The sequence below is a fragment of the Xanthomonas translucens pv. undulosa genome, from assembly GCF_017301775.1.
Taxonomy (GTDB): Bacteria; Pseudomonadota; Gammaproteobacteria; order Xanthomonadales; family Xanthomonadaceae; genus Xanthomonas_A; species Xanthomonas_A translucens.
In genome coordinates, this window is record NZ_CP063993.1 from 2,942,331 (window position 1) to 2,955,182 (window position 12,852).

The following is a 12,852-nucleotide window of genomic DNA, read 5'->3' on the forward strand; positions in this document are numbered from 1 at the left end:
GCCGGGCATCGGCGCCACATGCGCGCCGTCCCCTCGCGGGCGGCGGCATGTGGCAGCCACGTTGTGCCGGCGTAAACGCCGCGCGGGCGCTGCCGGTTCAGCCGGCGACGCGCAGCACGCCGTTCTGGCCGCCGGGGGGCGTGCCTTCGAACTGGGTCAGGGCGGCGACCAGTTCGGCATGCAGGCGGATGCGGCCCATCTCGCGCATGATGCGGATGTCCTCGTGGCGCAGTGCGCGGTTGGCTACCACTTCGCGCTTGTAGTCGAGGATTTCCGGATACTTGCGCGCCATGTTCAGCGCGTCGGCAACGCACTCCACCGTATCGGCGTCGGCGGTCAGCGGCTCGCGGCTGTTGAAGGCGGTGAGCCAGCGTTCGAAGCCGGCGGTGCGGTCGAACATGTTGGCGATGAACCAGATCACGAACAGGATCGCGACCCAGGAACTGACCACGATCACGATGCGCGAGAAGGTCAGGTGATAGTCGTGCTGCCACAGCTGATTGGTGATCACGCCCAGGATGATCAGCGAGATCGCCTGCCAGCCGATGATCGAGGCCACCAGCCATTGCTGCTTGGCCTGGGCCAGCAGATCCACTTCCGAGCGCAGTTGCGCCTCGCTCTTGTGCTGCCAGTGCGCGACTTGTTCGGGGAACGAGCGCTGATGCAGCGCGTTGTCCTCCAGCAATAACCCCAACCCCTTGAACAGAGCGATCATGACAGGCTCCCTGCAGATGCGGTGATGGACGACGAGCGACGCAGCTTCTTTCTAGCACAGTGTGCGCAATTGGCATGTTGCATCCGCACATGGGCCGCTCGCGGCGCGCTCCCGCGCGACGCCATTGCGACGCGCGCGCCTGGCCGTGGCGGCCGCTCGCGGTCCGGTGTCGCCGCCCGCGGTTTGCACGGCGCATGCAGGCCGCTCGCTACGATGGCACGATGACTGCCATGTTGCGTACGCTCACCGCCCCTGCCGTCGCCCGGATCCGCCGCTGGGTGCTGGACGTATTCCCGCGCGGCCAGGGCGGCATCGACTACGACCGGCCGCTGGGCGACGCCGGCCTGTTCGGGCCCGACAGCGTCACCTGGCGCATCCATGCCGAGTTCCCCGGCATGCTCTCCGGCGGGCTGTGCGCGTTGCTGCTGCAGACCCTGCATCCGCTGGCGCTGGCCGGCGTCTACGACCATTCCAATTTTCGCCAGGACCTGGTCGGGCGCCTGCGCCGCACCACCCAGTTCGTCGCCGCCACCAGCTATGCGCCAACGGCCGAGGCGCAGCGCCTGATCGCGCGCGTGCGCAGCATTCACGCGCCGATCCGCGGCCACACGCCCGACGGCCGTGCCTACGCCGCCGCCGATCCGGCGCTGCTGACCTGGGTCCACGTCACCGAGGCCTACGGTTTCCTGCAGGGCTATCGCCGCTACTGCCGCGCGGTGCCGACGGCCATCGCCGATCGCTACTACGCCGAGGGCCGGCGCGTGGCCGAGGCGCTCGGTGCGCAAGCGGTGCCGGGCAGCGAGCGCGAGGTGCTGGACTACTTCGCGCAAGTGCGTCCGCAGCTGCAACTGGATGCACGCTCGCGCGAGGTGCTGGCGGTGCTGGCCGGCCTGCGCCTGCCGGTGCCGGCGGCGGGCCTGTCGCGCGAACTGTTCCTCGGCGCCGGCGCGGCGTTGCTGCCGCCCTGGGCGAGCGCGATGCTGCGCCGCAGCCGCGTGCAACGCGTCCAGGCGGCCACGTCGGCACGGGTGCTGCAGGGGCTGTCGCCGTTGTTCCGCATCGCGCTCCATGACGGCATCGCGCAGCGCGCCTGCCGCCGGGTCGGCGTCGCCCCGCAGCGCCTGACGCAGTGGCCCGATTGAGCAGGCCGCCGGCCGCTGGCGGCGCGTGGGCTTTGTTGCCGCCGCGCCGACAAAGCTGAACGGTATCGGCGCTGCGGCGGACGGCCTGCGTCGCGGCGCCGCCGTCCGGTCAAGATCGCCGCACCTGGGCCGCTCTATGCAGGACCGATGCAGCGCCGTTTCGCCACCGCCGACAAGCTCTACGAGGTCCGCTTCCGGCAGCGCCTGCGGCGTGCGTTGCGCGCGCCGCTGCGCGCGATCCTGGTCTGGGGCCTGGCCTTGGCGCTGCTGCTGGCCTGCGGGCTGGCCTATGTGCTGGTGCAGGATCGCGGCAACCGCCTGGCCGCCGCGCAGCGGCAGAGCCTGGCGCTGGCGACCGGCGCCGACCGCCTGCTGCAGCTGGAGCTGGACAACCTCAGCCAGGCCCTGCGCGGCGAAGGCGTGGGCGCGCAAACGCTGCTGGCCGACGCGCCCGCGCGCGCGCCGGAGCTGATCGAGGCATCGCTGCGCGGGTTGTTGCGGCGCCATCCGGAACTGCACGACGTCGCGCTGCTGGATGCGCAGGGCCAGCGCAGGTTCGGCGGGCCAGGCGATCCGACCCTGCGCGAATGGGCGCTGGGCTCGCGCCGCAATGGCGAGGACGTGTTCGTCGGCCCGTGCCGTCGCCTGGCCGACGGGCAAGCGGTGGTGACGCTTGCGCTGCCGCTGGCATCGGGCGACTGGGTGGTGGCGCATTGGCGGGTCGCGGCGCTGCAACGCATCGTCGGCGGGGTCGATGCCGGGCGCGACGGGGTGGTCGCGCTGACCGATACGCATGGCCTGCTGCTTGCGGCCAGCAGCGCCGCTGCCGGGCCCATCGGCACCCGCGTGCGGCTGCCGTTGGGCCTGGTGCGCGGGCGGCCGCAGGGCAGCGCGATGGGCATGCACCATGCGGTGTTCGGCCAGCAGGCGCGCATGCTGGCAGTGAGCGGTGGAGGCGACTATCCGTTGCTGGCGGTAGCCGGACTGTCGGTGCGCGAGGCGCTGGCGCCGTGGTGGTGGTTCGCCGGCGCGGCGCTGTCGGTCTATCTGCTGTATCTGGCCGGGTTCGGCTACCTGCTGGGCAGCCTGCGCCGCGCCGAGGGTCGCCAGCGGCAGATGCTGGAGCGCTTGCGCCGCGGCGACCAGGAGCTGCGCCTGGCGCACGAGATGGGCGGCATCGGCACCTGGCGGGTCGAGGCCGATCGGGGCCACCTGCTGCTGGCCGAGCCGACTGGCGCCCTGTTCGGGTCGCCGAAGCTGCGCATGAGCCTGCCCGCGTTCCTGGCCCGGGTGCACGACGACGATCGCGCGCGGATCGAGCAGTTGTACGACCAGGCGCTGCAGGGCAAGGGCGAGTACAACGTGGTGTACCGCATGCACACGCCCGATGGCGGCCTGCGCTGGCTGGCCGCGCGCGGTGCGCGGGTGCAGGGCCGCGACGGGCTGTGCATGACCGGTGCGGTGCAGGACGTCAGCGAGCGGCTCGAGGCGCAGGCGCGGCTGTTCGACGCCGAGCGCCAGTTCCGCCTGGTGTTCGAGCGCAACCCGCTGCCGTTCTGGCTGTTCGCGGTGGACAGCCTGCGCTTCCTGGAAGTGAACCAGGCGGCGATCCGTCAGTACGGCTACAGCCGCGAAGAATTCCTCGGCATGACTCTGCTCGACCTGCGCCCGCGCAGCGAGGCCGAACGGCTGCTGCAGGACGTGCGCATGCCGCGCGAAGGCTTCGACGCGCCGAGCGTGTGGACCCACCAGCGCAAGGACGGCAGCCTGCTGTCGGTGCGGACGCACAGCGCGGACCTGGACTTCGGCGGCGTGCCGGCGCGGCTGATCCTGGCCGAGGACGTCAGCCAGCGCATGGCGGACGAGCGCGAGCTGGCGTTCCGCGCCAGCCACGACGTCACCACCGGCCTGCTCAATCCGCGCGCCCTGGCCGAGGCGCTGGACGCGCGCCACCAGGCCGGCTATGCGGTGGCCTACGTGCAGTTGCGCGGGCTGGCGCTGATCGGCGCCACGCTGGGCCAGGCCGCTGGCGATGCGGTGCGCTGCGCGGTGGCGCAGCGGCTGCGCGGGCTGGGCGAACGCTTCGGCCTGACCGCGCACCAGCCGTCGCAGGATTTCGTGCTGGCGGTGCTGGATGCGCAGCAGCTGCCGCAGGCGCTGCAGGCCTTGCTTGAGGCGGTGTCGGCGCCGGTGCAGGGCGGCGCTTTCACCCAGCAGTTGCAGGCGCACGTCGGCGTGGCGCTATGCCCGGACGATGCCGCAGGCGCCGAGGAGACCATCGGCAGCGCCGCGCAGGCCGCGCATGCGGCGCAGGCCGAGGGGCGCAGCGTGGTCCGTTTCGAGCGCAGCATGTCCGCGTGCATCGGCGAACGCCTGCGCCTGGCCGGGCGCATCCATCAGGCGATCGCGCGGCAGGAGTTCGAACTGCATTTCCAGCCGATCATGCACGCCGGCAGCGGTGCGCCGCGCCTGCTCGAGGCGCTGATCCGCTGGCCGCAGGCCGACGGCAGCTATATCGCCCCGGATCATTTCATCCAGCTGTGCGAGGACACCGGGCTGATCCTGCCGCTCGGCCGCTGGGTGATGCAGGCCGCCGCGCAGGCGCGGCGGCAATTGGCGTTGCATGGCTGGGCCGACCTGCCGGTGGCGGTGAACGTGTCGGCGCTGCAGTTCTTCGACGGCGACCTGGTCGCGGACCTGATGCAGGCCTGCGCCGCGGCCGGGCTGGCCGCCGACGGCCTGCACCTGGAACTGACCGAGAGCAGCCTGATGCGGCAGCCGCAGCAGGCGCTGGAAGTGCTGCGGCAGCTGCGTGCGCTGGGGGTGAGCGTGGCGCTGGACGATGTCGGCACCGGGTTCTCAAGCATGGCCTACCTGCGCGATCTGCCGCTGGACACGCTGAAGATCGACCGCAGTTTCATCGCCGACGTGCATCGCGACGCGCGCAACGCCTCGATCTGCGAGGCCTTGCTCACGCTCGGCCGCAGCCTGGGCCTGGACGTGGTGGCCGAAGGCGTGGAAACCGAGGAACAGCTGCAGTGGCTGCGCGCGCACGGCTGCGACCATGTGCAGGGCTATCTGCTGGGCCGGCCGGCGCCGCTGGCGCAGGTGATCGGCGCGCTCGGCCCGCGCGACGCGGTCACAACATGAGGTCGATGCCGTGCTGCGCGCCCGGCGCGGGCAGCGGCTCTCCGTCCCAATAGCGGCGCAAGGGTTCGCGCACCAGATCCAGTGCGGTGCAGGCGCCGCGCACGCCGGGAAAGCGTTGCAGGTTGTGCGACTGCAACGCGAGCATGCGCCGGTCCTGCTCGCCGACCTTGCGCAGCAGCGGCCACACCAGCCAGCGCACCGCCCACGCCGGCGCCCAGCGCCCGTCCACGTGCAAGCTGGCGAACACCTCGGTACTGCGCGGGCCGACCGGGGTGAAGTGCAGGCTGATCCGCACGCGGCCGCTGCGGGCGTAGCGGTATTCGATCTGCGCGGTGCCGGGCGCGGCGAAATGCGCGCGTTCCAGCGTGCGCGGCGATTCGAACAGGCGGTACAGCCAGCCGCTCTGCGCGGCGGCGCCGGCGTAGTCCACGTGGAAGCCCTCGGCCGTGGTGTGCAGGCAGGCGCGCATCGCGCTGCGCGCGCCGCCGTGGCGCACCAGCCCCGGATGCAGCAGGTGGGTATGCAACGGATCGAGGAAGTTCTCCAGCGCATCGACCACGTGCGCTTCCCAGCGCGTGCGCCACAGGAAGCGCCGCGCCGATGGCTGCAATGCCCGCACCAGCGGTGCGGGCTCGGCGTCGCCTTCGGGGTCCGCGCGCAGCCAGATCAGCCCGTCATGCTCGCGCGCGGCGAATGCGCGCACCCGCACCGCCGGCAGCGCCTGCCCGGTCGGCATGCCGGGAATCTCGCGCAGCGCACCGTCGCGGCCGAAGCGCCAGCCATGGTACGGACAGGCCAGGCCGTCGCCGCTGGCGCAGCCGGCCGACAGCGCCGCGTGCCGGTGCGGGCAACGGTCCTCCAGCGCGAGCAGGCTGCCGTCGGCGCAGCGCGCGATCGCCGCATGCCGGTCCATCACCGTCACTGCCAGCGGCCGCTGCCGCACTGCGTCGGCGCGGGCCACGGCGAACCAGTGTCGGTACAAAGAGGGATGCCAGGCGTTCATGGCGGCTAGCGTCGCATGCGCGGCAGGCGGATGTGCGGATGCACGCTCGAACGCGACGCACTACGCGACGACCGTCCCGGTGACTCGGTTGCGTCCGCCGTGCTTGGCCGCATACAGCGCCTGGTCGGCGATGACGACCAGCTTCTGCCACTCGATCTGCGCATGCGTCGAAATGCAGTAGCCGATGCTGACCGTGCAGACCAGCGCGGCGCTGGAGGGAGGCGCGATGTCCTGGCGTTCGACCACGCGCCGCAAGCGTTCGGCGATGTCGCGCACTACCGATTCGTCGCCATGCGGGATCAGCACCATGAATTCCTCGCCGCCGACGCGGGCCAGAAAGTCCGGGCTGCGGATATGCCGCGCAAGCGTATCGGCGATGGCGATCAGCACCTGGTCGCCGACGGTATGGCCCAGGCGGTCGTTGATCGACTTGAAATTGTCTACATCGATCATCAGCACCGCGATCGGCGCGTTCCTGTCGCGCGCGTCCTGCGTGGCCGATTCGCCTTTTTCCCACATGATGCGGCGGTTGGCCACGCCGGTCAGGGAGTCCAGCGTGGCATGGCGAATCAGTTCCGCGTTCATTTTCCGCGCCAGCATCCACAGGAACCCTGGAGTGATGATCGAGGTCAGGATCATGCGCGAGAGCAGGCCGAATTTCGACGTCGGGTCGTAGCGGGTGTCCGCGGACGGGTGGATCGTCCACCAGACGATGCGCAGCAGTAGCATCAAGGCCCACAGGAAGTGGAACGCGGCCGTGAAGCGCGCCGCGGTGCGCATCTCCGCGTCCGCATGGCGCCACAAGGCCATGCCGGTGGCGACGGTCAACAGGCCGCGCAGAGTGCAGCCGAAAATCACCATGATCCTGAGATTCTCGCCTCCACGGTGCACGCAATAGATCTCCGCCGCGCCGATCAGCGCGACCGTGAGCAGGATCCAGGGCTGGATCAGCGTCCGCCGCAGATAGGCGTTCACCGCGCACAACTCCAGCACCGTGGCGGCATCGATCGTCAAGTTGCCGATCAATCCCAGGGCGGCGTCGTGCGCCGGCCACCCCGTCGGTAGCACGAGTGCGGCAAAGCCCGCCGCGAATGCGGCGTAGCTCAGGCCAAGCAGCAGCAATCCGCAGCTGTGCTGGGATTTGCGCCCGGTCAAATGAATGGCGAGGAACACCGCCGACGAGACCGCCGCCAGCAAGGCATTGACGATCAGCAAGGTGCCAGCGTGAGCCAGGTGTGTGATCGAATCCACAGGTCCCCCGGTCCGCGGCGGAAGCGATTTTTAGATGCCGCCCAGTATAGGGCGGGGAGAATATGCGAGCTGCCCGTTTGCAGTGGTTTTCCCGTTGCAAGCGTTTCCAGATGCCGTGCGCGGCAGGCCGCTGTTGCTGCGCACGCCGGCTTGGTTTTGCAGGCGCGGCACAGCTCGACGGCAAGGGGCGATTCGGTGCATCTGGGTTCCTGGCGCTAACGTTTGTGCTTGCCGTGATATCGGCGGTGAGTGCGTGGCCTTTAGTCCATGCCGTTGCGACTTTGCGGGCACCGGCATGCCGGTCGTTCATAATCGATAGCGGCGCATCACCGGCACGCCGATACGCTCGGTCAGCACGCCGAGCGCGGCGATCGGCTGGCGCCGGCGCAATGGCAGGTGGCGCGCATCCACCGCGCTGTACTCGATCACCGGCATGCCGCCGCGCTGGCGCTTGAAGCTGGCCGCGCCGGCGCTCTGATTCAGTCGGCATCCGTACCGCAGCGCATGTTCGAACCCGCAGGCGGTGAGCGTGCGGTACAGCGCCAGCCGTTGCGGTTGCCGCAGGTCGTAGCCGACGATCGGCGCGGTCAGCGTCTGCCCCACGCCGAACAGGCCGGTGATGCAGACCAGCTCGCCGCCCGCGTCGCGAAAGCCGTCGAAGTGCAGCAGCCCGGCGCGGTGCCAGGCGCGCAGTAACGCGGCGCGGTAGGCCGGATTGCAGCGCAAATACTTGTCCAGGTACAGCTGCGCGTACAGCGCGGCGATGCGCGGGTAGTCGGCCTCGCCGATGGCGGCGTTGCCGCAGCGCTGCAGGTCGGTGCGTGCGGTCAGTTTGAGATCGCGGGCCAGGTCGCGGTGCTGCAGCAGCGCCGGCCAGTCGTCGTACAGATACACCTGGCGGCTGCCGATCAGGGTGAAGCCTTGCGCCTGCAGTGCATCCAGCCACTGCGCTGTGTCCACCCGGTTGACCGAGCGGAACCACAGCGCATGGTCGGGCCAGCGCGTGCGCGCCGCGTCCAGCAGGGCGCCCAGGCCTTCGCGCGGCAGCGGCGGATACAGGTTGGTGGATAGCAGCCAGTTGTTGAGGGTGACCGCGCGGTCGATCTGCGCCCAGTCCAGCCAGGCGCCGATGCCGCCGCACACTCCGCGCAGCGGCGCGGCCAGCGCGCGCGGCAACAGGCGCACGGCCTCCTCGGCGGCGTAGTCGGCATAGGTGGTGCGCGGCGAACATACCCATGCGTTGCCCGCGCGCTGCTCGCTGACCGTGACCGGCATCGACAGCGTGCCGGCCTGCAGCATGTCGATGCGTGCGTACAGGTTGCCGGCCACATGCTGCGCGTCGCGGCCGGCATGCAGGTCGGCGAAGCGCTGCGCCTGCACGGTGTAGTCGCTGCCGGCCTCGGCGGCGCCGTTCATGGTGGCGGCAGGGCCTGGCCGTCCCATTCGGTATCGCGGGTGGAGGCTTCGCGCACGCTGCAGCGCTGCGCCAGTGCCAGCCGCGCATGGCTGCCCAGGTCGCACAGCGCGCCGGTCAGCGGGCGCCGATCGCCGCGCGGGGCGAGCACGTCGTCGGCGCGGGCGTAGTCGTGCCGCCATTGCGGCAGGCGGCCATGGCGCAGCGCCGCCGGCAATGCGACGCCGAGCATCAACAGGCCGAGCATCGCCGCGCGCGTCGGCGCAGGGCGCACGATCGCCGCCGGGTCGCGGCAGCTGCCGTCCAGCGCCGCGACCAGCGGATCGGCGGCGGCGAACAAATGCAGGCCGCTGGTCGCGCGCGGATTGCATTCGATCACGCTGTAGCGGCCCTGCGCCGAGACGATCCAGTCGAAGGAGAGGTGTCCGCTGAAGCGCAGCGAGCGCACCAGCTGCGCGGTGAAGCGTTCGATCTGCGGGGCCGGCGCGGCGTCGAAGTAGTAGCTGGAGCTGCGCTGCAGCCGGTAGCGCGGCCGGTACACCGCATGCGCGAGCAGCACGCCGTTGCGCGCCACCGCGTACGAGCAGCGTTCCTCGCCGGCGCAATAGCGCTGGGCGACCCAGTCGCCCTGTTCGGGCAGCGGCGGCGCCGCGGCGGGCAGGCCGTGCGGATGCACGCGCACGTGCACGCCGAAGCGCGAGTATTCCGGTTTCAGGACCAGCGGCGCGCGGCCGGACCAGTCGCGCGCCTGCTCCAGGCTGCGCACGCGCATGCTGTCGGGCACGTCCACGTCGGCATCGATAGCGCGCGCCAGGTGCAGGAAGTGCCATTTGCTGTGCAGCGCGCGCAGCGTGTCGAACGCGTCCACCAGTACGTCCAGCTGCGTCGGCAAGGCATGCCGGTAGCGGGCCAGGTAGAACACTTCCTCGCAGGTCGGCAGCAGCAGCGCGATGCGTTGGCGCGCGACCAGCGCGTTGAGGTCGGCGATGTAGGCGGCCGGCGCGTAGCGTGCCGGGGCGATGCGATGGCGGGCGGCGACCGCGTGCGACCAACCGGAAATGCGGCAGGCCACGCTGTCGGCCAGATGCACGCGCCAGCCCTGCGCGGCGAAGCGGCGCGCCAGGTCCAGCGCCACCGGTGCGCGTGCGCCGGTGATCAGGACGGCCGGTGCGTTAGCCATCGATGCTCGCGGCGGCAGCAGGCCGCCACTGCCGGCAATGCGAGGGCACCATGCGCAGCGTCGGTTCGGCCAGGCGCAAGGCGTGCAGCCGCGCCAGCGTGTCGCGGTAGACGCGGTGTTCGCCGAGCAAGTGGGTGACCAGCGCCGGCGGCAGCGTGCCGTCGGCGATCGCGGCGCTGGACCAGGCTGCATCGGCGACCAGGAACACCGGCCCGTGCGCGTCCTCGAACCACAGCCCGTAGTGGCCGAGAGCGTGCCCGGGCAGCGGCACCAGCAGCACGCTGCCGTCGCCGAACAGGTCGCGCCGCGTGCCGAAGCCGCGCAGCGCCGCCGGTCCCGGGCAGGCCGGCAGTGCTTCGAACCAGTGCATGCGTTCGCGCGCGCCGTGCAGCAGTGCCGGCAGGAAACCTTCGCGCAGTGCCGCCAGCCGCCCGCGCCGCTGCAGATCGTCCCAGGCCTGTTGCGCGCAGGCGATGCGCGCCTGCGCGAAGTCGGCCACGCCGCCGATGTGGTCGCCATGGAAATGCGACAGCACGATCCAGTCGATCGCCGCCGTGTCGATGCCGTCGCCGGCCAGCTGTTCGCGCAACGACTGGCCCGGCGCCAGGTGCACCGGCGTCAACAGGCGGTACAGCCGCTCGGGAAAATGCGCGGTGGCGGCGAGGAAGTGCTGCGAATAGCCGGTGTCGAACAGCAGGTTGCCGTGCACCGGATGCTGCAGCAGCGCCGCCAGCGCCGGGAACTGGCAGGGCGCCAGCGTCGCGTCGCGGCGCGTGGCGCATTCGGGATGGGTGCAGTGGCCGGCTTCGTACAGACGCCAGCGCAGCGTCGCTGCGCTCATGTGCGTTCCCGCCCGGCTGCGCGATGGGTGGGCGATGTTTCGGCCGCGACGCTTTGGCGGGTAAGTCGCGTCAGGACTGAAGTCCCTCCCGCACGTGCAAACACGCGTGCGCCTGCGTAGGCCGGGGGCTGGCCAGGCGCTTGCCGACGTTGGCTCACGTGCGCGCCAGGGCCGCGATCCCGGCCTCGGTGGACAGCACCGGCGCATAGCCGAGTTCGCGCCGGGCGCGGCCGATGTCCAGCGTCTGCGAATAGCCGAGCACGCCGATGCCGTAGCGGCTCAGCCGCGGCTCCGGTTGCCCGCGCCGGCGCAGCGCGATCTGTTCGCCGACGGTGGCCAGCGCCAGGGCCAGGCGGCGCGGCACCGGCAGCAGGCGCACGCGCAGTTGCAATGCCGCGAACAACGCGGTGAGCAGGTCGCGCACCGCGATCGGCGTGCCGTTGCTGATGTTGTAGGCGCGGCCGTCGCCGAGGTGTTCGGCGCGCAGTGCGGCCAGCGCCGCGGCCACCGCGTTCTCCACGCAGCACACGTCGATCATCGCGCGTCCGCCGTGCACCAGCGGGAACCAGCCGCGCTGCGCCACCGCCAGCAGCCGCGGCACGATCGCGTTGTCGCCGGGGCCGAACACCGCGCGCGGGCGCAGCACCAATGCCGGCAGCCCAGCCGCGGCGGCGGCGCGCACTTTTTCCTCCGCCTCCCACTTGGTCTGCGGATAGCCCCCGATCCAGCGCGCCGGCGGGCTGAAGTCCTCAGTCACCTGGTATTGGTCGGCGAAGCGGAAATAGATGCTCGGCGAACTGAAGTGCACGAAGCGGCGCAGCTGCGCGCGCTGCGCGGCGGCGAGCAGGCGCCCGGTGGCGATCACGTTGGCCTGGCGGAACAGCTCGGCGCTGGCCCACGGCGCGGACAGCGCGGCGCAGTGGATCACCGCAGCGCAGCCGTGCAGCAGCGGTGCCAGATCGTCGCGGCACAGGTCGGCGCGGACCACGTCGATGCGCGGATCGCCGGCGAAGGCGGCCAGCGCGGCGGCATTGCGGCCGCTGGCGCGGACCTGCGCGCCGTCTGCGGCGAGCGTGCGGACGATGTGCGCGCCGATGAAGCCGGAGGCGCCAGTAACCAGGATGCGCGCCATGTCAGTACCTGAGCACCGCGCCGCCGAACGCCAGCCCGGCGCCGGAGCCGACCAGGCCGATCAGGTCGCCGCGCACGATGCGGCCGTCGGCGATGGCCTGGTGCAGGGCGCTGGGGATCGAGGCGGCCATCTGGTTGCCGCGTTCGCCGATCACGTTGACCAGCGTGTCCGGCGCCAGCCGCAGCGCGCCCTGCAGATGCCGCAGCGCCTTGGCGCTGGCCTGGTGCGGCACGATCCGCTGCAACTGCGCCAGTTCGACGCCGGCCTTGTCCAGCAGCCGCTGCAGGAACCCCGGCAACTTCGCCGCGGCGAGCCGGTAGGTGGCGCGGCCGTTCATTTCGAACAGCGAGCCGGCGCGCAACGCGTCGATGCCATGTTCCAGACGCAGGCGCGCGCCGCCGGCGCGGACCCGGCAATGCTCGATGCCTTCGGAATAGGTTTCCAGGTAAGCGGCCAGCAGCTGCGAGCCGTTGTCGCCGCTGTCCGCGCCCAGCACCGCCGCCGCGGCGCCGTCGCCGAACAGCGGCGCGGTGTCCATGTCCTCGCCATTGAGGCCGACGCTGGCGATCTTGCTGGACACGATCAGCACCCGCCGGTAGCGGCCGGCGGCGATCGCGCAGGCGGCCAGATCCAGCGCGGCGATGAAGCTCAGGCAGGGGGCGTTGATGTCGAACGCCGGCAACCCGCTGCCCTGCAGGCCGAGCCGCGCGTGCAGTAGCGCGGCGCTGCACGGGATCGCCTGTTCCATCACGCTGCAGGCGGAGATCACGCAATCGACCTGGTCCGGTTCGAGTTGCGCCGCCGCCAGTGCCGCGCGCGCAGCGCGTTCGCCCATCAGCGAGGCCGGTTCGTTGGCGCCGGCGTAGTGGCGCACGCCGACTCCAGCATGGCGCAGGGTCCAGCCGGCGGGCTTGCCCCAACGCCGGTCGAAGCTGTCCGAGGCCACTTGCCGCGCCGGCAGATAGTCGCCCGTGCCGAGGATGCGCACCGCGATGGGCCTGCTGGGGGCGACGGTCATTGCCAA

At 71.4% G+C, this 12,852-nt stretch carries 10 protein-coding genes; 2 read left to right on the top strand and 8 right to left on the bottom strand.

What is annotated here, in order from left to right; translation table 11 throughout:
- Positions 1-97 precede the first annotated feature (97 nt).
- Positions 98-715, bottom strand: a complete 618-nt coding sequence (locus ISN38_RS12435) for a hypothetical protein (protein WP_003465726.1) — start codon at positions 713-715, stop codon at positions 98-100.
- Between the two features lie 221 nt (positions 716-936).
- On the opposite strand from ISN38_RS12435, the gene ISN38_RS12440 reads away from it, so the two are divergent.
- Together ISN38_RS12440 and ISN38_RS12445 are read left to right on the top strand one after the other, a co-directional pair.
- Positions 937-1,857, top strand: a complete 921-nt coding sequence (locus ISN38_RS12440; RefSeq protein WP_229017802.1) for an oxygenase MpaB family protein — start codon at positions 937-939, stop codon at positions 1,855-1,857.
- A gap of 147 nt (positions 1,858-2,004) precedes the next feature.
- Positions 2,005-5,007 carry a bifunctional diguanylate cyclase/phosphodiesterase gene (locus ISN38_RS12445; RefSeq protein WP_058358769.1) on the top strand — a complete coding sequence of 1,001 codons (3,003 nt, stop codon included), beginning with the start codon at positions 2,005-2,007 and terminating at the stop codon, positions 5,005-5,007.
- Here ISN38_RS12445 and ISN38_RS12450 read toward each other — a convergent pair.
- The 7 genes from ISN38_RS12450 to ISN38_RS12480 form a co-directional block, all read right to left on the bottom strand.
- A complete protein-coding gene (locus ISN38_RS12450; RefSeq protein ID WP_003465723.1) occupies positions 4,997-6,010 on the bottom strand; it encodes a Rieske 2Fe-2S domain-containing protein in 1,014 nt (337 codons plus the stop codon). The two genes, ISN38_RS12445 and ISN38_RS12450, sit on opposite strands and share 11 nt — an antisense overlap.
- Before the next feature lie 60 nt (positions 6,011-6,070).
- A complete protein-coding gene (locus ISN38_RS12455) occupies positions 6,071-7,261 on the bottom strand; it encodes a GGDEF domain-containing protein (RefSeq protein ID WP_038236491.1) in 1,191 nt (396 codons plus the stop codon).
- Between the two features lie 306 nt (positions 7,262-7,567).
- Positions 7,568-8,677 (bottom strand): hypothetical protein, encoded by a 1,110-nt coding sequence (locus tag ISN38_RS12460; RefSeq protein ID WP_003465721.1) that lies wholly within the window; start codon positions 8,675-8,677, stop codon positions 7,568-7,570.
- Entirely contained in the window at positions 8,674-9,855 is a 1,182-nt protein-coding gene (locus ISN38_RS12465; protein WP_047325344.1) for an ATP-grasp domain-containing protein, read from the bottom strand. The genes ISN38_RS12460 and ISN38_RS12465 overlap by 4 nt, the downstream gene beginning before the upstream one ends.
- Complete coding sequence (locus ISN38_RS12470) at positions 9,848-10,696, bottom strand: MBL fold metallo-hydrolase (RefSeq protein ID WP_058363644.1); 849 nt, start codon at positions 10,694-10,696, stop codon at positions 9,848-9,850. The genes ISN38_RS12465 and ISN38_RS12470 overlap by 8 nt, the downstream gene beginning before the upstream one ends.
- Positions 10,697-10,850: 154 nt before the next feature.
- A complete protein-coding gene (locus tag ISN38_RS12475; protein WP_003465714.1) occupies positions 10,851-11,828 on the bottom strand; it encodes an NAD-dependent epimerase/dehydratase family protein in 978 nt (325 codons plus the stop codon).
- A 1-nt stretch (position 11,829) separates the two neighbouring features.
- Complete coding sequence (locus ISN38_RS12480) at positions 11,830-12,846, bottom strand: 3-oxoacyl-[acyl-carrier-protein] synthase III C-terminal domain-containing protein (protein WP_047325342.1); 1,017 nt, start codon at positions 12,844-12,846, stop codon at positions 11,830-11,832.
- Positions 12,847-12,852 lie beyond the last annotated feature (6 nt).

Bases quoted from the DNA above. Each gene is read 5' to 3' on its own strand.
- ISN38_RS12435 (WP_003465726.1), bottom strand. From the start codon at position 715: ATGATCGCTCTGTTCAAGGGGTTGGGGTTATTGCTGGAGGACAACGCG.
- ISN38_RS12440 (WP_229017802.1), top strand. From the start codon at position 937: ATGACTGCCATGTTGCGTACGCTCACCGCCCCTGCCGTCGCCCGGATC.
- ISN38_RS12445 (WP_058358769.1), top strand. From the start codon at position 2,005: ATGCAGCGCCGTTTCGCCACCGCCGACAAGCTCTACGAGGTCCGCTTC.
- ISN38_RS12450 (WP_003465723.1), bottom strand. From the start codon at position 6,010: ATGAACGCCTGGCATCCCTCTTTGTACCGACACTGGTTCGCCGTGGCC.
- ISN38_RS12460 (WP_003465721.1), bottom strand. From the start codon at position 8,677: ATGAACGGCGCCGCCGAGGCCGGCAGCGACTACACCGTGCAGGCGCAG.
- ISN38_RS12465 (WP_047325344.1), bottom strand. From the start codon at position 9,855: ATGGCTAACGCACCGGCCGTCCTGATCACCGGCGCACGCGCACCGGTG.
- ISN38_RS12470 (WP_058363644.1), bottom strand. From the start codon at position 10,696: ATGAGCGCAGCGACGCTGCGCTGGCGTCTGTACGAAGCCGGCCACTGC.
- ISN38_RS12475 (WP_003465714.1), bottom strand. From the start codon at position 11,828: ATGGCGCGCATCCTGGTTACTGGCGCCTCCGGCTTCATCGGCGCGCAC.
- ISN38_RS12480 (WP_047325342.1), bottom strand. From the start codon at position 12,846: ATGACCGTCGCCCCCAGCAGGCCCATCGCGGTGCGCATCCTCGGCACG.